The 19,376-nt window shown below is 72.5% G+C and carries 19 protein-coding genes; 9 read left to right on the top strand and 10 right to left on the bottom strand.

Annotation, left to right across the window (positions count from 1 at the left end; translation table 11 throughout):
* Nucleotides 1-7: 7 nt before the first annotated feature.
* Entirely contained in the window at nt 8-871 is an 864-nt protein-coding gene (locus ACH4SP_RS15685) for a helix-turn-helix domain-containing protein (RefSeq protein ID WP_398414881.1), read from the bottom strand.
* Between the two features lie 348 nt (nt 872-1,219).
* Here ACH4SP_RS15685 and ACH4SP_RS15680 point away from each other — a divergent pair, with 348 nt between their 5' ends.
* On the top strand, nt 1,220-1,711 hold the full coding sequence (locus tag ACH4SP_RS15680) for an ATP-binding protein (protein ID WP_362420382.1): 492 nt from the start codon (nt 1,220-1,222) through the stop codon (nt 1,709-1,711).
* A gap of 79 nt (nt 1,712-1,790) precedes the next feature.
* Here ACH4SP_RS15680 and ACH4SP_RS15675 read toward each other — a convergent pair whose 3' ends face one another.
* Complete coding sequence (locus ACH4SP_RS15675; RefSeq protein ID WP_398414879.1) at nt 1,791-2,033, bottom strand: DUF397 domain-containing protein; 243 nt, start codon at nt 2,031-2,033, stop codon at nt 1,791-1,793.
* Between the two features lie 228 nt (nt 2,034-2,261).
* On the opposite strand from ACH4SP_RS15675, the gene ACH4SP_RS15670 reads away from it, so the two are divergent.
* A complete protein-coding gene (locus ACH4SP_RS15670) occupies nt 2,262-2,768 on the top strand; it encodes a hypothetical protein (protein ID WP_398414877.1) in 507 nt (168 codons plus the stop codon).
* Nucleotides 2,769-2,873: 105 nt separating this feature from the next.
* Here ACH4SP_RS15670 and ACH4SP_RS15665 read toward each other — a convergent pair whose 3' ends face one another.
* From ACH4SP_RS15665 to ACH4SP_RS15645, 5 genes are all read right to left on the bottom strand, one after another.
* Nucleotides 2,874-5,135: an FUSC family protein gene (locus ACH4SP_RS15665; protein WP_398414875.1), complete on the bottom strand. Its 2,262-nt coding sequence runs from the start codon at nt 5,133-5,135 to the stop codon at nt 2,874-2,876.
* Nucleotides 5,136-5,330: 195 nt separating this feature from the next.
* Complete coding sequence (locus ACH4SP_RS15660; RefSeq protein ID WP_398414873.1) at nt 5,331-6,524, bottom strand: ABC transporter permease; 1,194 nt, start codon at nt 6,522-6,524, stop codon at nt 5,331-5,333.
* On the bottom strand, nt 6,521-7,273 hold the full coding sequence (locus tag ACH4SP_RS15655) for an ABC transporter ATP-binding protein (RefSeq protein ID WP_398414871.1): 753 nt from the start codon (nt 7,271-7,273) through the stop codon (nt 6,521-6,523). Before ACH4SP_RS15655 ends, ACH4SP_RS15660 begins: the two co-directional genes overlap by 4 nt.
* 131 nt (nt 7,274-7,404) lie before the next feature.
* Nucleotides 7,405-8,484, bottom strand: a complete 1,080-nt coding sequence (locus ACH4SP_RS15650) for a peptidoglycan-binding protein (protein ID WP_398414869.1) — start codon at nt 8,482-8,484, stop codon at nt 7,405-7,407.
* Entirely contained in the window at nt 8,481-9,164 is a 684-nt protein-coding gene (locus ACH4SP_RS15645) for a hypothetical protein (RefSeq protein WP_398414868.1), read from the bottom strand. The genes ACH4SP_RS15650 and ACH4SP_RS15645 overlap by 4 nt, the downstream gene beginning before the upstream one ends.
* A gap of 132 nt (nt 9,165-9,296) precedes the next feature.
* Here ACH4SP_RS15645 and ACH4SP_RS15640 point away from each other — a divergent pair, with 132 nt between their 5' ends.
* From ACH4SP_RS15640 to ACH4SP_RS15630, 3 genes are all read left to right on the top strand, one after another.
* Complete coding sequence (locus ACH4SP_RS15640; protein ID WP_398414866.1) at nt 9,297-10,013, top strand: response regulator transcription factor; 717 nt, start codon at nt 9,297-9,299, stop codon at nt 10,011-10,013.
* Between the two features lie 134 nt (nt 10,014-10,147).
* The gene (locus tag ACH4SP_RS15635) at nt 10,148-11,581 is read left to right on the top strand and encodes an ATP-binding protein (protein ID WP_398415104.1); all 1,434 of its coding nucleotides are present in this window, start codon (nt 10,148-10,150) and stop codon (nt 11,579-11,581) included.
* Complete coding sequence (locus tag ACH4SP_RS15630; RefSeq protein WP_398414863.1) at nt 11,578-12,084, top strand: hypothetical protein; 507 nt, start codon at nt 11,578-11,580, stop codon at nt 12,082-12,084. The genes ACH4SP_RS15635 and ACH4SP_RS15630 overlap by 4 nt, the downstream gene beginning before the upstream one ends.
* A 38-nt stretch (nt 12,085-12,122) precedes the next feature.
* On the opposite strand, the gene ACH4SP_RS15625 is transcribed toward ACH4SP_RS15630, so the two are convergent.
* The 3 genes from ACH4SP_RS15625 to ACH4SP_RS15615 all read right to left on the bottom strand — a co-directional run bounded on the left by ACH4SP_RS15625 (nt 12,123) and on the right by ACH4SP_RS15615 (nt 15,324).
* Nucleotides 12,123-13,367 (bottom strand): DUF2786 domain-containing protein, encoded by a 1,245-nt coding sequence (locus ACH4SP_RS15625; protein WP_398414861.1) that lies wholly within the window; start codon nt 13,365-13,367, stop codon nt 12,123-12,125.
* Nucleotides 13,368-13,440: 73 nt separating this feature from the next.
* Nucleotides 13,441-14,280 (bottom strand): nitrilase-related carbon-nitrogen hydrolase, encoded by an 840-nt coding sequence (locus ACH4SP_RS15620; protein WP_398414859.1) that lies wholly within the window; start codon nt 14,278-14,280, stop codon nt 13,441-13,443.
* Between the two features lie 87 nt (nt 14,281-14,367).
* Nucleotides 14,368-15,324: a hypothetical protein gene (locus ACH4SP_RS15615; protein WP_398414857.1), complete on the bottom strand. Its 957-nt coding sequence runs from the start codon at nt 15,322-15,324 to the stop codon at nt 14,368-14,370.
* A gap of 272 nt (nt 15,325-15,596) precedes the next feature.
* On the opposite strand from ACH4SP_RS15615, the gene ACH4SP_RS15610 reads away from it, so the two are divergent.
* From ACH4SP_RS15610 to ACH4SP_RS15595, 4 genes are all read left to right on the top strand, one after another.
* Nucleotides 15,597-17,309, top strand: a complete 1,713-nt coding sequence (locus ACH4SP_RS15610) for a bifunctional 3'-5' exonuclease/DNA polymerase (protein ID WP_398414855.1) — start codon at nt 15,597-15,599, stop codon at nt 17,307-17,309.
* An 87-nt stretch (nt 17,310-17,396) separates the two neighbouring features.
* A complete protein-coding gene (locus ACH4SP_RS15605) occupies nt 17,397-18,068 on the top strand; it encodes a DsbA family protein (RefSeq protein ID WP_398414853.1) in 672 nt (223 codons plus the stop codon).
* Nucleotides 18,069-18,127: 59 nt separating this feature from the next.
* Nucleotides 18,128-18,769, top strand: a complete 642-nt coding sequence (locus ACH4SP_RS15600) for a GNAT family N-acetyltransferase (RefSeq protein WP_398414851.1) — start codon at nt 18,128-18,130, stop codon at nt 18,767-18,769.
* Between the two features lie 107 nt (nt 18,770-18,876).
* Nucleotides 18,877-19,284 (top strand): VOC family protein, encoded by a 408-nt coding sequence (locus ACH4SP_RS15595; protein ID WP_398414849.1) that lies wholly within the window; start codon nt 18,877-18,879, stop codon nt 19,282-19,284.
* The last annotated feature ends 92 nt before the right edge of the window (nt 19,285-19,376 follow it).

Below are 19,376 nucleotides of genomic sequence, written 5' to 3'. Positions count from 1 at the left end.
ATATGGATCAGATCAGTTGAAGGAGTCCACGCAGGACGTCCCGGGTGGCGGAGGGGCTCGGGCAGTCCTCCTGGAGGCGGTCCATGACGCGCTCGTACTGGCCGACCTCTTCGCGTTTGTCCAGGTAGAGCGCGCTGGTGAGCTGCTCCAGGTAGACGAGGTCGGAGAGGTCGGACTCGGGGAAGCGGAGCAGGGTGAAGGCGCCGCTCTCGCCCGCGTGGCCGCCGAAGTTGAACGGCATCACCTGGAGCGTGACGTTGGACCGCTCGGAAATGTCGATCAGGTGCTGCAACTGCCCCCGCATGACGTCCCGGTCGCCGTAGGGGCGGCGCAGGGCCGCTTCGTCGAGCACGGCATGGAAGTGCGGGGCGCGCTCGGAGACGAGGATCTTCTGCCGCTCCAGCCGCAGCGCCACCCGGCGGTCCACCTCGGCGGCGGTGGCGTGCGGGATGCCGCGCGCGACGACCGCCTGTGCGTACGCCTCGGTCTGCAACAGGCCGTGAACGAACTGGACTTCGTAGATCCGGATCAGTGACGCCGCACCCTCCAGGCCGACGTACGTCTGGAACCAGCCGGGCAGTACGTCCCCGAAGCTGTGCCACCAGCCCGCGAGATTGGCCTCCCTGGCGAGCGCGAGGAGCGACTCGCGCTCCGACCCGTCCGTGACGCCGTAGAGCGTGAGCAGGTCCTCTACGTCCCTGGCCTTGAAGCTCACCCGTCCCAACTCCATGCGGCTGATCTTCGATTCGGATGCACGGATCGAGTAGCCGGCCGCCTCGCGGGTGATGCCGCGGGACTCGCGGAGCCGCCTGAGCTGGGAGCCCAGCAGGATGCGGCGCACCACTGATCCGCTCGACTCGCCTGCGGTCACTTCTCCGGCCCTCCCACTCGTTCATCTGTGCGCGAGGCCCTCCCCCAGGGTCCCGAGAAGCCGAAGTCTGCCACCAAAACGCTTCAGCCCGTACGCATTCGGTTACGGAAATGGCAGGCCCGCGAAAGTGGTCGAAGGAAGAAATGAGCAAGAAACGGCACGCTGTTGGCCAAGTCAGGCGCGTGCACGTGCATCTGCCCTTGCATCTGCCGTACGCATTCGGGAACCTTGGTCCGCGCGCACGTATGACTACTGCTGCATCGCCGCTGCATTCGCTGTTGCACCGCCGCCGTAGAGCTGCTGCATCACCGCCGTATCGCCACGACCGCGAACCCGGGAGCGCCTCGCATGGGGATGAATGGATCGACCATGCTCGTGCCGTTACGGCAGGGCCTGCCCCCCATCGACCCCTCGTCGGTGTCCACCTCGGCGTCCTGTGCGCTGCCCGCACGGTACGAAGCGGTCGGAGGGGCGCGGAAGTTCACCCGCAGCACGCTGTGCCAGTGGGACCTGGAGAGCAGATTCGACGACGTGGCCCTGGTGGTCTCCGAGCTCGTCACCAACGCCCTGCGGCACGCCCTGCCCGCCGACACCCCGCGCGAGAACGACCCGCCGGTGCGGCTGCATCTGATGCGCTGGAGCTCGCGGCTGGTGTGCGCCGTGCGCGATCCCAGTCACGACGGCCCGGCGGCGCGCGAGAGCGACGACTTCTCGGCGGAGTCCGGGCGCGGGCTCTTCCTGGTGGACTCCTTCAGCGACAGCTGGGGATGGCACCCGCTGGCGGGGACGCTGCACGGCAAGGTCGTGTGGGCGCTGTTCCGGCTGCAGGGCGAGCAGTAGCGCTCCCCCTTTCCCACCGGACCTCGCGGTAGGCCTCCCGCGTGATTCTCCTGCGCGTGCCCGGCCCCCGCCCCGTACGTCAGCTGCCTGCCGTCAGGTGGTCGAACTCACCGTCCTTGACGCCGAGCAGCATCGCCTCGATCTCCGCAGGCGTGTAGACGAGCGCGGGCCCCTCGGGGTGCCGCGAGTTCCGTACGGCAACGTTGCCGCCGGGCAGTTTCGCGAACTCCACACAGGAGCCCTGCGAATTGCTGTGCCTGCTCTTCTGCCAGACCACCCCGTGGAGCTCTGTGGCAGCCATGCCGTTGTATGCGTGGTGCACAGGTCGCTCCCGGAAGTACTGGTGTCAACTGACCCGGATCATAGCTTCGTTCACCTGCTGATGCATGGGCAGATGCACGTGCACGCGGGGTTGCCTCTTGACTACAGAACCGGATGGCCCTAAAGGCACCCCCTCCGCACGGATTTCTTCAGTAGACGCCCTGGTAGCTTGACGCGTTCCTTCCACCTGCCAATTGATCTACTGGCAACAGCACATGGGGAGTCTGGAGTGCACAGTCACATTCGTACCGGCGCCGGAGCGGCCGCGCTCGCGGCGGCCCTTCTGCTGACCGGATGCAGCAGCGACAGCGGTGGCAACGGCGGCGACGCGAAGAGCCCCAGCGCCAAGCCGCCGGCCGGATCCGGCACCGGTGGCGGCGAGACCCCCGAAGCGCCCTCCGGGGACGCGGGGAACGCCGACATCAAGGGCTCCTGGACGGCGACCACCAACGGCAAGCTCGTCGTCCTGACCGTCCAGGACGACATGGCGGGCATCGCGGGCGAGCACCTGTGCACGGGGCGCGCGGTCCGCACCGGGAAGATCCTCCTGGACCTCAAGTGCGCGAACGGCAACACCGACCGCACCAAGGGCAACGTGACCCCCGGAGCGGACGGCAGGACCCTCACCGTGAAGTGGGAGGGCAGCGGCATCGAGGACAAGTTCTCCAAGGCGCCGTCGGACGCGGTGCCTTCGGGGATGCCGACGGGCCTGCCGACGATGCCGAAGCTGCCGTAGTACTGACACGGGCCCCTGTCGGGGGGCCTTGTCGGGGTCTTTGCCGGGTCCTCGTCGGGGTCTTTGCAGAGGTCCTTGTCAGGGGCCTTGTCGGGACCGCCTCCTCTATGAGGTGACGGCGGCCGCGTTTCCCTTGGGGCGCGGCCCTTCGCCCGCCAGGGCTTCGGTGAGTTCGTCCAGCGCTTCGAGGAGGAGCCCGGCCCCCTTGCGTACGACCTTGTCGTCGCCGGTGGTGTCCTCGGCGTCCCAGGCGTCCAGGGCGGCGCGGAAGGTGTCCCATTTCGGGGCGCGGCGCTCGCGTACGGCGCGGGCCGCGTCGGTGACGTCGCGGTGCAGCGCGTCCGCGAGGGTGGCGGCGGCCGGGACGGGCGTGGTGTCGCGGGCCGGGAGGTGCGCCTCCATCAGCATGGCGACGCGGGCGAGCTGGGCGAGGGCGTCCGGGGCGTCCGCGGCGGCGGCGCGGGACAGGCCGCGGTGCCGTACCGGTTCGTTGGCGGCCCGCTCCAGGGCGTCCTTCCAGGCGACCCGCGCCTCGCGGGTGCCGAGCAGGGTCTCCCGTACGGCCTCGCGCGGTGCGCCGGCGGGGTCGGCGTACCGCTGGAGGACCGCGGAGGCGTAACGGCCGTCGGCGATCAGCCAGTCGGCGAGGCGGGTGCGCAGGCGCGGGGTCTCCCAGGCCGGGTAGACGGCGTACGCGAGCATCGCGAGGAGTCCGCCCGCCAGGGTCAGCACGACGCGCTCGGGGACGGTCTGGGTCCACTGGAGGCCGCCCATGCCGAGCAGGAAGACGACGTACGCGGCGACGAAGACCTGCGTGACGGCGTAACCGGTGCGCAGCAGCAGGAACATCAGGAACGCGCACCCGACGGCGAGCCCCGCCGACAGCCGGGTGTCCGGGTGGGTGAGCTGGACGAGCCCGGTGGCGAGGGCGACGCCGAGCAGGGTGCCGCCGAAGCGGGCGACGGCGCGGGAGTACGTCTGCGAGAAGTCGGGCCGCATGATCATGACGGCGGCCATGGGCGCCCAGTAGCTGTGGCCGAGCGGGAGCAACGAGGCAACGGCGTACCCGGTGGCGCTGACCGCGGAGACGCGCACGGCGTGCCGCAGCACCGGGGAGTCGCGGCGCAGTTCGCCGCGCATCAGGCGCAGGGCCACCGGGACCAGCTCCAGGACGGTGGGCCGGTGCAGGTGGTCGTCGGGGTCGGCGCGGTGCTCGGGGCGGCGGGCGACGCGGCGGGCGGCGTTGCGGGCGAGCCGGGTGGCGGTGCGGTGGGCGGTCTCCTCTTTGAGGCTGCGGACGGATTCGGGGCCGCGGTCGGGGCCGCGGCCGGGGTCGCTCCTGGGGCTGCGGTCGGGGCCCGTGCGCCGGGAGTTGGTGGTGCCGCTGCCCTGGGCGGTCTCGATCACGTCACGCAGCAGGGTGATCAGCCGGGACTCGGCGCGGCGAGCCGGGCCGGTGAGGACGGCGCCCTCCTTGGGGACGGCGAGCACCGCTCGGGCGGCCGGGGACATGGTGACGGGCTCGCCCTTGCGGACGGCGCGGGCGGCGGCGTCGAGGGTGGACCCGGCGGCGGCAAGCAGCTCGCGGACCCGGGCGCGCTCCTCGCCCTCGGCGGGGACGCCGAGGGCCGGGTCGGCGAGGGAGGCGAGGACGGGGCGGATGCGTTCCGCCAGCCCGCGGGTGCCGTGCAGTTCGGCGGGGCGGCGGCGGGCCTGCCGGGGTGTGATCGCGGCGGCGTGGCGGGCGGTCATCAGGGGCTCGGGGTCGAACGGGGCGACGGGGTCGTGCCGCAGCCGTCGCGCGTAGTCGGCCTCGGCCGCGAGGGCGTCGGCGAGGGCGTCGCGCTGGGCGCCCCAGCGGCGTACCGGGAAGAGCACGATCAGCGCCGCCTGGACGACCCCGCCGAACATGATCATCCCCGCGTGGCCCGCGGCGGCCGCCACGGAGGTCGGGAGGGTGACGGTCACCAGCATGATCGCCACGTTCGAGCTGGCGATCATGCCTGCGGTGGGGCCGACCGCCCACGCCATGCCCGCCAGGAACGTCCACAGGGCCAGCAGGCTGATGAACAGCACCGGGTGAGCACCGGTCAGGTACCCGACGAAGGTCGTCACGGCGAGGCTCGCGCCCGAGGCGAGGGCGAGGACGGGCCGGGTGCGCCAACTGCGCTGAAAGGTCGCCAGGGCGGCCTGGAAGGCGCCGAAGGCGGAGCTGGCGGCGACGGCGGGGCCGAAGAGGTACAGGGCGGCGCCGACGACGAGGGCGAGGCCGACGGCGGCCCGGACCGCGACCAGGGGATCGAGTCGCTGACGCTCGACCGTCAGCCCGGAGCGGGCGGTGTCCTTCAGGGATTTGAGCCAGCTCATGGGGATGACATTAATGGCTGGGAGGAGGGAGGGGACAGAGTGGGGCAAGTAGGGCGAGGTGCGGACGGGGCGGGGGCGCGCGTGTGCGGTCGGGCAAGGGTGCGCTCCGCGTGAGGGCCGCCCCCTTGCCCACCCGTTCCGCCCCCGGGGGGCGGCCCCGCTGCCCAAGGAGGCGGGGGGAACGAGCGAAGGGGTTCACGTAGCGTTCAAGGCCGCCGTCGGGTGGAGGCGGGAGGCTCGGACGGCCGGGTAGAGGCCGGCGAGTGCGCCGATCAGGACAGTGGCGCCCAGGCCCCCCGCCAGGGACCACGGCGGGACCACCGCCGTCCACCCCTGCACCCGTGCGAAGCCGTACGTCGCCGCCGCCCCCAGCAGCGCCCCCGTCGCCCCTCCCAGCACCGAGAGCAGCAGCGACTCCGTCAGGAACTGGAGCCGGATCGCTCCCCTGGTCGCGCCCAGCGAACGGCGCAGGCCGATCTCCTGGCGGCGCTCCAGGACGGAGATGACCATGGTGTTGGCAACGCCCACCCCGCCCACCAGCAGCGCCACCGCGCCAAGACCCAGCATCAGGGTCGTCAGGCCCTCGTCGGTCGCGGCCTTGGCTGCCAGTGCGTCCGAGGGCCGGGAGACCTTCACACCGCCCTCCCTGCCGGGGTTGATGGTGCGCGCCAGGACGGCCCGTACCTCCTCCACCGAGGCGTCCGTGGACCGCTCGAAGATGGTGGTCGGGCGGCCGTTGAAGCCGAAGTGGCGCTCGGCGGCAGGGAATCCGACCAGCGCCACCCGGTCCAGGGCGGGGACCAGCTCGATCGGTTCGAGGATGCCGACGACGACCACGCGCGTGTCGTTCATCATGATCGTCTCGCCGGTGCCGGCGATGCCCAGGCGGTCGGCGGCCAGCGCGCCGAGGACGGTCACCGGGAGCCGCTCGTTGGCCCGGTTCAGCCAGACGCCCTCGGCGACCCTGCCGCCGAGCGCGTCCAGCAGGTCCGTCCTGGCGGCCTGGGTGGTGACGCCCGCGGTGCGCTCCTCGGGGACCACGTCGCTGCGCCGGATGCGGGTGTCGACGTAACCGGTGGCCGTGGCGTGCTGCACCGGGCCGATGCGCTCGACCATCGCGACCGCGCTCTTGGGGAACTCGACCGGCTTCTTGTCGGGGGTCTCGCCCGCCTCCGCGGTGAGGAGGTTCGTACCGAGGCGGTCGAGCTGGGCCATCAGGTCGGCTCGGCTGGATTCGGAGAGGCCGACGACCGCGACCATCGTCGCGATGCCGATGGCGATGCCGAGCGCCGAGAGCACCACGCGCGCGCGGCGAGCGCGCAGGCCGACCGCGCCGACCCGCAGGACGTCGCGCGGCGAGAGCCGGGACGGCTTGAGGTCGCTCTTCACGAGGCGGCCCCCTCGGTGCGGGAGTCCGTCCGGACGTCCGAGACACGTCCCGCGAGGGGGACCGTCCGGACGTCCGAGACGATCTCGCCGTCCCTGAACCGGACCCGCCGCGGCAGCGAGTCCGCGATCTCGTGGTCGTGGGTGATGACGCAGACGGTGGTGCCGGACGCGTTCAGCTCGTGCAGCAGCTCCATGACGATCTCCCCGGACGCGGTGTCCAGCGCCCCGGTCGGCTCGTCCGCCAGCAGCAGCCGGGGGTCGCCGACCAGCGCGCGGGCGATGGCCACGCGCTGCTTCTCGCCGCCGGACAGCTCGTTCGGCGTGTGCGAGTAGCGGTGGTCCAGGCGCACCTTGGCGAGCGCCTCCCGGGCCCGGGCACGCCGCTCCCTCAAAGAGACGCCCGCGTACAGCAGCCCGTCGGCGACGTTGTCGACCGCGTCGCGGCCCGCCGCCAGGTGGAAGTGCTGGAACACGAAGCCGATGTGGCGGGCGCGCAGTGCGGAGAGCCGGGAGTCGGAGAGCGCGGACACGTCGTACCCGGCGACCCGGACGGTGCCCGAGGTCGGCTTGTCGAGGGTGCCCATGACGTGCAGCATCGTGGACTTGCCCGACCCGGACGGGCCGACGACGGCGAGGAGTTCGCCCTCCTCGACCGTGAGGTTCACTCCCCGCAGGGCGTGGACGCCACCGGGGTACGACTTGGTGGCGTCCCGCAGTTCGACCACAGGAGCGGGCACTGGACCGGCCATAGGCGCGCGCACTGGACCGGCCGCCGGGGCGTACGCGGGACCGGCCGCCGAAGCGCTCGCGGGAGCAGTCGCTGGGTCGCCCGCCGGGCCGCCCGCCGAAGCGCCCGCAGGAGCAGTGTCCGAGGGCCGCGTCATGACTTCGCCACCCCGACCTTCATGCCCTCGCGCACGTCCGGGCCGCTGACTTCGATCTGTCCGTCGGCGGTCATGCCCGTCTCCACCCGCACCATCTTTGATGTGGTGCCCCGGACAACCTGGAGTCCGTAGCCGCCGTTCTCGCCGCGCAGCGCGACGACCGCCTCGACGGGGACCGCGAGGACTCCCTTGCGGGCCTCGCTGACGAACTTCACGCTCGCCGACACCTTGGCGTCCTCACCCGACACGGCGCCCGCACCGCCGTCCAGGACGACCTCGACGGTGATGCCGTCCTGGGCGTCCGGAGCGCTCCCCGACCGGGACTCCTCGGGGCGCACCGTCCCGTCGACCCGGCCGGCCGCGGTCTTCCCGCTGGGGAGGGTGACCTCGACCCGGGTGCCTCTTGAGGTGAGCGCGCCGTCGCTCTGCTCCAGGTTCGCCCGTACGACGGGCTTGGTGGAGGCGACCGTCAGGACCGTCTTGTCCGGGCCGACCCGGTCGGCGAGCGCCGCGTCCGCGGAGACCACCTTGACCTGGCCGCGCTGGAAGACGACGTCGCCCATGCCGACCTTCCCCGTGGTCTCCCTGTTCAGCGACTTCTGCCACCGCTTGACGGCGTCCTCGGTGTCCTTGTCGTACCGCGTGTCGACGTAGAGCTTCGAGCCGTACCCCAAGTCGCGGAGATTGCGCTCCAGTTGGAGTACGTCGCTGCCCCGGTCGCCCGTCTTCATCTGGCGGAACATCGGGACGGGCCCGTAGAGGAGGGTGACCGGCTTGTCGTCCAGCTCGTACAGCGCCTGTCCCGTCCGCACCGTCCTCCCCACCGCAGCGGCCACCGTCACGGTGCCCTCGACGACCGCCTTGACCGGGCGGCGCTGCGCGAAGTCGAGCGTGCCGTCGACGGTCTTGGACTGCACGAGGTCGGTGCGTACGACGGTTGCGGTGGCGGGCGGCAGATCACCGCCCTTGGCCGGGGCGCCCGCGTCACCGCCGTCGCCGAGGAAGAGGGCTCCCCCGGTGACGACGGCTGCGGCGGTCACCGCGCCGAGCGCGAGGAAGGCGGTGCGGCGCTTCACTGCATGCCGTCCAGACCGTCGAGCAGCTTCGACTTGCACGCCTCGCGGGCCTGCTTGTACTTCGGGGACTCCTGGTCGATGGCCGGGGAACCCGGGCTCGGGTCGCCGCCGGGGATCGCGTTGCCGCCGGACATCGTCGGGTTGGTGAACTTCGAGATGCCGTTGTCCCGCATGCACTTGGCGTGCGCGAGCATCGACTCGTAGGACTTCTGCTGGTCGCGCTTGGGCTCGGTGTCCATGACGACCTGCAGCTCGGGGAAGCAGACGTTGTTCTTGCCCGCCTTGATGCCCTGGTTGCGGCCTGGCTGGGAACCGAGTTCGTTGACCTTCGCCCAGTCGAGGTATCCACTGAGCTTGGGGTCGGGGAACTCCTTGTAGCCGCCCTTGGCGCGCATGCACTGGACGAACTTCATCTGGGCGTCGTAGAAGGCGCTCTTGCCCTTGGGCTTGGCGCTGGGGCTGCTGTCGCTCTGCGCGGTGCTCGCGGCCGGCGCCTTCGGTACGTCGGCGATCGCGTCGTCCTTCTTCGCCGCGCCCGCACTGTCGGCACCGCCGCAGGCCGCGGTGAGGGCGAGGACGGGGGCGGCGACGAGTGCGGTCAGGCGCAGCCGGGCGGTGGCTCGGGAAGCGGCGCGGAAGGTGGCGCGGGGAGTGGCTCGGGAGGTCGTCTGCGGGCTCATGCCCCGACCTTCACCGGGCCGCATGATGGCCTCTCCATGGCCACATGATGAGAACGTAACAATGCCCCGGCCTGCGACATCGGCCCCTGTCCGGGCGCCGCACCAGCGGCCGTGGTGCCCATAATCGACCGCATGCCGCACGTACTGCTCATCGAGGACGACGCGTCCGTACGGGACGGAATGGAGCTCGTGCTGCGCCGGCACGGGTACGACGTCGACACGGCCGCCACCGGCGAGGAGGCACTCGCCCTGCTGGCAGGACCCGGCGGCGACAAGGTCGAGCTGGCCGTGCTCGACCTGATGCTGCCCGGCCTGGACGGCTTCGAGGTGTGCCGCCGCATCCGCGCCCGCTCGGCGACCCTGCCGGTCATCATGCTGACCGCGCGCGGCGACGACTGGGACATCGTGACGGGCCTTGAGGCGGGCGCCGACGACTACGTGGTCAAGCCGGTCACCGCGCCCGTCCTGGAGGCCCGCATCCGGGCCGCGCTGCGGCGCGCTGAACCGTCCCTGCGGCAGGGCCCCGGCGCGGCTGCGGACGGCGGCCCTGGCGGCGATCCCGGCGGCCTGGTGATCGACCGCGCGGGGCTGACCGTCACCAAGAACGGCACACCGGTGCCGCTGCCGCCCACCGAACTGCGGCTGCTCCTGGAGCTGTCGGCCTCCCCCTGCCGGGTCTTCAGCCGTGAGCAGCTCCTCGAATCCGTCTGGGACCACACCTTCCTGGGCGACTCCCGGATCGTGGACGCGGCGGTCGGCAGACTGCGGGCCAAGCTGGAGGACGTACCGGCGAAGCCGCGGTACGTGCAGACGGTGCGGGGCTTCGGCTACCGATTCGGGCCGCTGTGAGCCGCACGAACGACAGCACGACGGGCAGCACGACCAGCAACACGTCCGACAGCGCGACCGGCAGCGAGGGCGCCGCCGCCTCAAAGAGGCGCTCGTTCGGTGCCACCGCCTCAAAGAGGCGCTCGCGGCGGCTCATCGGCGGGCTGCGCACCCGGCTCGTCGTCGCCTTCGTCGTCGTCGCCCTGATCAGCGCGGTGACCGCGACCGCGCTCGCCTACCGGGACGCCCGCACCGCCGTGCTCCAGCGCACCCAGAACGCCGCCGTGAACGACCTCCGCGAGCGGGTCAGCGCCGTCGCCGCCGATTTCGACGTACCGCCGGACCAGCTGTCCCTGGCCCGGTTCGCGGCGAAGGTGTCGGACGGCCTCGGCGGGAACATCGTGGTCGCCCGCTACCAGGACCTGTCGGCGTCGTCGGACTCCCTCGCGGACACGGGGGAGCGGATCAGCAGTGCGCTGCGGGCCTCCACCGTGACGGAGACCAAGTTCCAGCGGGTCACGTGGCGGGGCGAGCCCTATCTGGTCGTCGGTACGCCCGTGACGTACGCCGACGGGGACCGCCGCACCTCCGGTCTGGAGGTGTTCGCGATCACCGATCTGCGGGCCGAGCGCGACGACACGGCCGCCCTGCTGGACTCCGTACGGACGGGCGTCGTGCCGGTGGTGCTGCTGGCCGCCGTACTGGCGCTGCTGGCCGCGGGAACGGTGCTGCGCCCGGTACGGAAGCTGGGCCGGGCCACCCGGGAACTGGCCGCGGGCGACCTCGGCAGCCGGGTCGCGGTGACCGGGCACGACGAACTCGCCGATCTGGCGCGGACGTTCAACGAGACCGCCGACGCGCTCCAGGGATCCGACGCGGAGCTGCGCGAGCAGGAGGCGAAGGCGCGCCGCTTCGTCGCGGACGTGTCGCACGAACTGCGCACGCCCCTCGCGGCGATGACGATGGTGGCGACGGTGCTGGAGGAGGACGCCGACCAGCTGCCGCCGGACGCGGCGCGGGCGGCCCGTACCGTCGGCGCGGAAACGGCACGGTTGGCGCGGCTGGTCGAGGACTTGATGGAGATCTCCCGCTTCGACGCGAAGGCGGTACGGCTGAACGCGGCGGAGGCCGACCTCGCCGACACCGTGCGGGCTTCGCTGGCCCTGCGCGGCTGGACGGAGCAGGTCGACACGCACCTCTATGAGGGCGTGCGCGCGGTGGTCGACCGGCGCCGCATCGACGTGATCGTCGCGAACCTGGTGGGCAACGCGCTGCGGCACGGCGCCCCGCCGGTCACCGTGACCCTCGCGGTGGAGGGGGAAGAGGCGACTCTCGTCGTCGCCGACCACGGCCCGGGGCTGCCGCCGGGGGCCAGGGAGCGGGTCTTCGACCGGTTCTACAAGGCGGACGAGGCCCGTACGCGCGACGCCGACGACGACAGTGGCCGGGGCAGCGGCCTCGGCACGGCGATCGCCCTGGAGAACGCACGGCTGCACGGCGGCACGATCGACGCCGCCGACGGTCCGCACGGCGGCGCGGTGTTCACGCTGCGGCTGCCTCTGCGGCGTACCGGAGAGGACAAGAGTTGAAGGTCCGTCGGAAGAGCCGGCCGGGGGCCGTGGTGGCCGCGCTGGGCGTCGCCCTCACCGGCTGCGGCGTCCAGCCGACCGGGGTGATAGACGCGGGCGAGCCCGCGACCGGGCTGACCCGCGGCATCCGGCTGTACTACGCGTCCCCCGGCGGACTGCGCGGGGTGCCCCTGCTCGACCAGGAGATCAGGGACCTCAACTCGGCGCTGAAGATGCTCGCCCAGCCGCCGTCGGACGCCGACAGGCGCGACGGGCTCACCTCGCTCGTCCAGCTCGGCGGCTACACGGCGACCGGGTCGGGTGCCCGCGTCACGGTCCGCATCGAGGGTCTTTACCCGGCGACCGGCCGTGACCTGGGCACGGGCCAACTGGTGTGCACGCTGGCCCGCGCCCAGTCCGTACTCGAACCGAAGGTGCGGACCGACGACGTCGAGGTCACCCTGAACCCGACCGAGGGCGGCGCACTGGGCCCCTACCGGTGTGCGGAGTTCCTCAACGGATGAGGCGGGCCCGGGTCACCAACGTCTGAGGCGGGCCAGGGTCAACGGGTGATCCGATCCCGCGACCGCTGCGCCCCGTGCACCGAGGCCCGGTCCGCCGCCGCCGTCCCGTGCTCCCAGCCCGCCAGGTCGTTCACGCCACGCACGCGCGTGGACGTGGTGCGCGGGAACATCTGCTCCGCCCGGTCCGTCACCGCCACGTCCCGCGCCGCCAGCACGGGCAGCAGCGCGCCCGCCCCCTCGGCCCCGGCCTCCGCCACGACGTGCTCGGTGGCCTCCGCCAGCCGGGTGCCGAGCCTGCTCGCGTACGCCGTCAGGAACGACTGCCGGAAGGACTTGGTGCGCTTGCGGCCGCCGGCCCGCTGGGCGGCCTCGGCACGGGTCATCGCGGCCGTCCCCTGGACGAGCAGCGAGGTGTGGAGCAGCTCGACGGCCTCCAGGTCGGCCTCGAAGCCGACGACCGTGGAGAACCCGAACTCGCTGTTCCACACGGACCGGCAGCGGTTCGCCGTCGCGACCGCGTCGAGCAGGATCGCCTTCGCCGTCTCGTACGGTGCGTCGACGCCGATGCGGCAGGCGCCGGGCCCGTCAGCGGAGTGCCCGTGTCCCCGAGCCGCGAGGACGGCGTCGTCGATGCTGTGCCGGGCCATCAGCTCCTGCGCCTTCCCGGTGAGCGCCTCGGCCTCCTCCGGGTAGTCCGTGGCCTCCGCCTTGGCGAGCAGGGCGCGGATCCGGGTCAGCATGCGCGGCTCGCCGGGTGCGGCCTGCAGCTGCTGTACGAGGGGGGAGGCGCCCGGTGCCGGCCCGACGGGCTCGATCGTGGGGAGCCGGATCAGCAGCCGCAGCAGTTCCAGTACGGCGGTGGCCAGGGAGAAGCGGTCGGTCTTCTCGCGGCGGGCGAGCGCGTCGGCGTACAGCTCGTCGCTCTGCCACCGGACAGGACCGTCCTGGACGCCCAGTTCCCGCAGCTGCTCCTGCCAGCGCGGCGGCACGTACGCGTGCGCGGGCGCATGCCGCCTGTGCTCGGCGGCCACCAGGTCGGCGAGGAGGCGTATGTGCACCTCTTTGAGGTCGCGGCGGACGAGGCGGGCGACGTCGGCCGGCTGCCAGCCCCGGTCCCAGGCGCGGCGCACGAACTCCTCGCCCCGGCGCAGCACTTCACGTCCCGCGTCCGCCCAGGGGGCGGCGGCGAGCAGCGAGGCGCCGAGGTCGAGATCGTCGTCGCCCGTTCCGTACAGCGCGGAAAACGCCTGGTCGGCGCCCGGGAAGGCGGCAGTGTCGGTCAACGTATCTCCTCGGTCGGGCTCACCCTTCTGGTATACCGCGCCCGGCCGTGCCGCTCGTCGCCGATCCCGTGGCTCAGCTGTCGCCGCCCTCGTCGATCAGACGGCCGACCTCGCGCGACACCAGGCTCAGCCTGGCCTCCGCGACGAGCGGCACCGCACGGCGCTGGCGGCGCGCCTCGTGCACCGAGATGTCCGCGGTGACCAGTGAGGTCTCCCACTTGGGGGCCTGGGCGACGACCATGCCGCGCGGGTCGACGACGCGGGAGCCGCCCCAGAAGGACGCCCCGTTCTCGCTGCCGACGCGGTTCACGAAGACCACCCAGCACTGGAGCATGCGGGCCGTGTACGACAGCAGGCTGTCCCAGTACAGGCCGGTGTCCATCGCCTCGGGGTCGAGGGAGGCCGCGCTGTTCGCGGGGACGACGACGACTTCCGCGCCGTCCTGCACGGCGATCCACGGCAGCACCGGCTGCCAGGCGTCGTTGCAGATGAGCGTGGCCGCCCGGCCCCGCCCGCCGGGCAGGTCGTACGCCTTCAGCGACTGGCCGGGGCTGACGTGCTTGCGCTCCTCCCAGGCCAGGTAGTTGGGGAGGTACAGCTTGCGGTGGGCGTGCAGCAGGGTGCCCGCGCTGTAGTACGCCGAGGTGTTGTACGCCCTCATGGAGGTGTACTCGTGGAACCCGACGACGACATCCGCGCCGAGCGTGCTCAGCTCCATCAGCCGCGGGTCACGGGCCTCCACTGAGGTGTCCTGCTTGAGGGCGCCCAGGTGGTAGCCGTGCAGGCTGAGCTCGGGGAAGACGACGAGTTCGGCACCCTGGGCGACGGCCTGCCTGATCCGGTCCCGGGCCGCCGCCAGGTTCGCCTCGACGTCACCGAGGACGCAGTCGGTCTGTGCAAGTGCCACGCGCATGCGTCGAGCCTGCCAGCGGCCCGACCGGTCGGCATCCCGGGCGGGCCGTGCGGACGTACGCCCGGGGGACGGGGTCCGCCGCCGCTGTTACACGCGTCCCTTGCGTCGTACGACGACCACCGCGACCGCGCCCAGCAGCACCGCGGCGCCACCTGCGAGGCCGACGATCGGCAGGGCGCCGGAGGTACCGGTCGAGGCGAGGTTGGCCGTGCCGCCGGTGACGCCCGTACCGCCCGCGTTGCCCGCGAGCTGCGGGGCGGGGGAGGCCGACCCGGTGGCCGTCGGCACGGTGCTCGGGGTCGCGGTGGGCTTGCCGGACGGCTTCCCCGACTCGGAAGGACCGCCGGACGGAGTCGCTGTCGCAGTCGGCTCGGCGGTCGGCTTGGCAGTCGGCTTGGCGGTCGTCGTGGGCTTCGGCCCGGGAGTGCGGGTCGGCTCCGGGGTCGTCCCGGCCTGCTTGACCCCGAAGCTGTCCATCGCGGTCATCGAGCCGCGGCAGGGGGTCTTCGTACCGGTCGAGGGGTCGACGTAGACGTCGTCGACGGAGGCCGAGAAGTACGAGTCGATGAAGTTGATCACCTCAGGAGTGTCCTTGGCGGCCCGCATCCGCACCTCCTGTGTCACCGACTCCTTCGGCTTCAGTGTGCCGAGGGTCGTCAGGGGGCCGCCGTGCCCCTCAAGGGCGACCCACTGGCCGGTCTCCTTCGACTTGTACTCGACGTCCATCCAGGGGCCGGGCTGGTCCTCGCCGTTCTCCGTCTGGCGGGCAAGGGCCACGGACCGGCCGACGTCCTTCAGCTCGTCGGCCGAGGTGCTGGTCACCGTGACGGTGTAGGTGTACCAGTCGCCGCCGGCGACGACGGGTCCGGTCGCTTCCGACATGGTCGAATCGAGCAGCTTCATCTCGTAGCCGCTGCCCCCGGACCCGACGTCGCTGCAGGAGGGCAGCTCGGCGGGAGCGTCCGCGGCGTACGCGACGGGCGCCGCGGTGGCGGACAGAGCTGCCGTCGCGACTGCGGCGGCCAGGACATGACGGACGTTCATGGGGCTCCTCTTCCGGTGCGGACGGTCACTCACCTATGTGACTGGTGGGGCCGCCGAGAAGTTGTGCGCCAGAAGCAGGGGAAAGCGTGTAGATAGCGTGAACTGCCGTGCGAGACAAGCGCGCTCCCCGCCGCGCACACGGCCACGCGTACCCCGCCCGCACGGCCACGCACACCTCGCCCGCACGGCCAAGCCCCCTCCCGCCCACACGGCCACGCGCCCTCCCGCCTGCTCGCCGTGCATTGTCAGACCCCCCTGCCACACTCGATCTCATGAACGACCGGTGGGCTGTCGCCGCGACGGAAGGCGGCGGGGCACTGCTGGCCCCGCTGACCCGGGCCGGCCGCCCCGCCGCCGCCCCCTGCCACGAACCCGACCTCGCCGAGGCCGTCCGCTCCCGCCCCGGGGCGACCCGCTGGGTCTGGCGTTCCACCGCCGAGATCTACCCCCGCCTCCTCGCCGCCGGCGTCCACGTCCCCCGCTGTTACGACATCGAGGACGCCGAGCTCCTCCTCCTCGGCCAGGCCGGCCGCTGGGGCGAGCCCCGTTCCGCAGCGGCCGCGTACGCCCGCCTCCACCACCTCCCCGTACCGCCCGATCCCCCGCAGCGCGCCGCCGAGCCCGGCTCCCAGTCCTCGCTGTTCGAGCCGCAGCCGGTGCACGTCCCCTTCGAGGCCCTCCTCCAGGTGTACGAGGACCAGGTCGGACGGCACGAGGCGGCCGAGCACCCGGACCGCATGCGCCTGCTGACGGCCGCCGAGTCCGCCGGAATGCTCGTCGCCGCCGAGATGAACCAGACCGGGCTGCCCTGGCGGGCCGACGTCCACCGGTCCGTACTGGACGAGCTCCTCGGCGAGCGGTATGCGGGCGGCGGCGACCCGCGCCGGATGGCCGAGCTGGCTGACCAGGTGTCGGAGGCGTTCGGCCGCCGGGTCCGCCCCGAGCTGCCGGCCGATGTCATCAAGGCGTTCGCGCAGGCCGGAATCAAGATCAAGTCGACCCGGCGCTGGGAGCTCGAAGAGATCGACCACCCGGCCGTCGCCCCCCTGATCGCGTACAAGAAGCTCTACCGGATCCTGACCGCGCACGGCTGGGGCTGGCTCCAGGACTGGGTGCGCGACGGCCGCTTCCGACCCGAGTACCTGCCGGGCGGCACGGTGACCGGCCGCTGGGTGACCAACGGCGGCGGCGCGCTCCAGATCCCCAAGGTCATCCGGCGCGCGGTCGTCGCCGACGAGGGCTGGCGGCTGGTGGTCGCCGACGCCGACCAGATGGAACCCCGCGTCCTGGCCGCGATCTCCCGCGACCCCGGCCTGATGGACGTCGCGGGCCAGCCGGGCGACCTCTACAAGGCGGTCTCCGACCGGGCCTTCTCCGGCGACCGCGAGGCCGCGAAGATCGCCGTGCTGGGCGCGGTGTACGGGCAGACCTCGGGCGACGGCCTGAAGAACCTGGCCGCGATGCGCCGGAGGTTCCCGCGCGCCGTGCAGTACGTGGACGACGCGGCGCGGGCGGGCGAGGAGGGCCGCCTCGTGCGCACCTGGCTGGGCCGGACCTGCCCACCGGCGGCGGGTTCGGACGACGACTCCGGGGAGGCGGGAATCCCGCAGGACCCGGACGAATCGCTTTCCGGGGTGGACGCGCCTTCCTCGGAGGACGGATACACCCCGGGCTACGCCTCGCGCAACGACCGCGCCCGCGGCCGCTTCACCCGCAACTTCGTCGTCCAGGGCAGCGCGGCGGACTGGGCACTGCTGATGCTGGCGGCGCTGCGGCAGTCCCTGCACTCGGCGGGGATGAAGGCCGAGCTGGTCTTCTTCCAGCACGACGAGGTGATCGTGCACTGCCCGGCGGAGGAGACGGAAGCGGTCACGGCGGCGATCCGCGCGGCCGGTGAGCTGGCCGGGCGGATCGCCTTCGGGGAGACCCCGGTGCGGTTCCCGTTCACGGTGGCGGCGGTGGAGTGCTATGCCGACGCCAAGTGACTGTCCCCACGGGCCGCGCACGCGGCGTGAAGATGCGCTGCCCGCCCCCCTGTGCGTACCTGAGAGAGACGAAAAGGAGCCCGGTTCATGTCGCAGCAGCCCGCGCCGCCCCAGTTCCCGCAGTCGTCGCAGTCGTCGCAGTCGTCGCAGCCGGAGCAGCCGCCCCGGAGGCCCGCGCACGCCACGGGCGAGTCCGGGCTGGTCGTCCCGTACGGAGAGGCGGGCGCGCTCCCGGTCCTCTCCCTCTACGAGGACTTCCGCTGTCCGTACTGCGCGGGCCTGGAGCTCAGCGCGGGCGCCGCGATCCGCCGCTTCGCGGACGACGGCCGGCTGCGCCTGGAGTACCACTTCGCGGCGTTCCTCGACGGCATGCTCGGCGGCCGGGGCTCCACGACGGCGCTGAGCGCGGCGGGCGCGGCGCTCCACGAGAGCCAGCAGGACTTCAAGACCCTGCACGAGGCCCTCTACGCCCAGCAGCCCGACGAGAGCGTCGACTCCTACGGCGACCCCTCGGTCGTCCTGCGCGTCGGCGAGTCCGTGGGCGTGGTCGCGCCCGCCTTCCGCGAGGCGACCCTCTCCGGTACGTACGTCCCGTGGGCGGTCGCTGTGGCCGAGGCCTTCGGCCGCAGCGGGGTCCGCGGCACCCCCACGGTCCGGCTCGGCGAGACCTCGATCCACGGCTTCGACCGCGCGGGCCGCCCGCTGCCCGCCGCCGAGGTCACCACCCAGATAGAGGCGGCGCTCGCGCGCTCGGCGTAGGTCCTGTTCCAGGCGTAGGTCCTGTTCCACAACCCGCTCCCCACTGTCACGCTGTGGGCATGGCAGCAGTGGCAGAGGTGTTCTTCCGTCGGCTGAGCAGATGGCAGGCCGACCAACAGCGGGAATCCATCGCGGACTTGTACGAACTGACGTACCGCGACAGCAGCAGGGCGAGGACGAGCAGTACGCGCCCGAGGCGCAATCCGTACGAAACGGTGCCCCCGGACGACCCGAACGACCCGAACAACCCCTGCGACCCGGCCTTCCACGACCGGACCGCCTTCCTCACCCGCTTCGCGGCCGACGTCCAGCGTCCGGGCTTCGACCTCCTGATCGCCAGCTCCGCCACCGCCCTGGTCGGCTGCATCTACGGCTACCTCCCCGACCGGCAGGGCTCCTGGTGGTACGGACGCCACGACATCGCCCCGCCCGAGATCGGGCAACTCGCTGACTCCGGGCGGGTGTTCAACGTGGCCGATCTGATGGTCGCCCCCTCCCACCGCCGTCAGAAGGTCGCCGAACGCCTCCAGGAACGCCTGCTCGTACGGGTCGACGCCGAGCTCGTCACCACGCTCATCGAGCCCTCCAACACGGCGGCCAAGGCGGCGTACGAATCCTGGCACTGGAGCCGCACGGACCGCATCCCCGCCGCCAACGGCCGCCCCGAACTGGAGGTCTGGACCCAGCGGCCGCCCACCTGAGCCACCGCGCTGAGGGGGAACCCCCAGGCCAGCCCCCCCCTCAGCCCCGCCCCCGCCCCCCTCACCAGGCATTGACAGCCACCCCTCGCCCCTGCTTGATTCCCCTCATGTCTCTGCCGTCTCTGCCTCAGCTGCGCGTGAAGGACTTCGACCACCTGGTGCTCAACGTCCAGGACGTGGAACGCTCCCTGGCCTTCTACACCGGCCCCCTCGGCCTGGCGCCGGTCCGGGTCGAGGAGTGGCGGGCCGGCAAGGTCCCGTTCCCCTCCGTGCGCGTCAACTCAGCAACGATCATCGACCTGTTCAGCCGCCCCCGCGGCGAATCCAACGTCGACCACATCTGCCTGACCGTCGACCCCCTCGACTGGCAGGCGGTCATCGACTCCGGGACCTTCACGGTCCTGGACGGCCCGGTCCCCCGCTTCGGCGCCCGCGGCTCGGCCCAGTCCCTCTACGTACAGGACCCGGACGGCAACACGGTCGAACTGCGCTGGTACCCGGAGGACTTGGCGTAGGCACGGGCGCGCGCGGGCCTGCCCACAGGGCAGCCCTCAGACATGGAAGACCCCAGGTCACAGCACGTGTGTCCTGGGGTCTTTCCGATGAG

Origin of the sequence: Streptomyces sp. NPDC021093 (assembly GCF_044333135.1) — a bacterium.
Classification (GTDB): Bacteria; Actinomycetota; Actinomycetes; order Streptomycetales; family Streptomycetaceae; genus Streptomyces.
The sequence above is the reverse complement of the archived record's forward strand: the minus strand, read 5'-3'. Positions and strand labels throughout refer to the sequence as shown.

Coding starts and splice junctions, on each gene's coding strand:
- ACH4SP_RS15655 (WP_398414871.1), bottom strand. CDS start 7,273: ATGGCCGGTCCAGTGCCCGCTCCTGTGGTCGAACTGCGGGACGCCACC.
- ACH4SP_RS15665 (WP_398414875.1), bottom strand. CDS start 5,135: ATGAGCTGGCTCAAATCCCTGAAGGACACCGCCCGCTCCGGGCTGACG.
- ACH4SP_RS15595 (WP_398414849.1), top strand. CDS start 18,877: ATGTCTCTGCCGTCTCTGCCTCAGCTGCGCGTGAAGGACTTCGACCAC.
- ACH4SP_RS15605 (WP_398414853.1), top strand. CDS start 17,397: ATGTCGCAGCAGCCCGCGCCGCCCCAGTTCCCGCAGTCGTCGCAGTCG.
- ACH4SP_RS15610 (WP_398414855.1), top strand. CDS start 15,597: ATGAACGACCGGTGGGCTGTCGCCGCGACGGAAGGCGGCGGGGCACTG.
- ACH4SP_RS15640 (WP_398414866.1), top strand. CDS start 9,297: ATGCCGCACGTACTGCTCATCGAGGACGACGCGTCCGTACGGGACGGA.
- ACH4SP_RS15680 (WP_362420382.1), top strand. CDS start 1,220: ATGGGGATGAATGGATCGACCATGCTCGTGCCGTTACGGCAGGGCCTG.
- ACH4SP_RS15615 (WP_398414857.1), bottom strand. CDS start 15,324: ATGAACGTCCGTCATGTCCTGGCCGCCGCAGTCGCGACGGCAGCTCTG.
- ACH4SP_RS15620 (WP_398414859.1), bottom strand. CDS start 14,280: ATGCGCGTGGCACTTGCACAGACCGACTGCGTCCTCGGTGACGTCGAG.
- ACH4SP_RS15600 (WP_398414851.1), top strand. CDS start 18,128: ATGGCAGCAGTGGCAGAGGTGTTCTTCCGTCGGCTGAGCAGATGGCAG.
- ACH4SP_RS15645 (WP_398414868.1), bottom strand. CDS start 9,164: ATGAGCCCGCAGACGACCTCCCGAGCCACTCCCCGCGCCACCTTCCGC.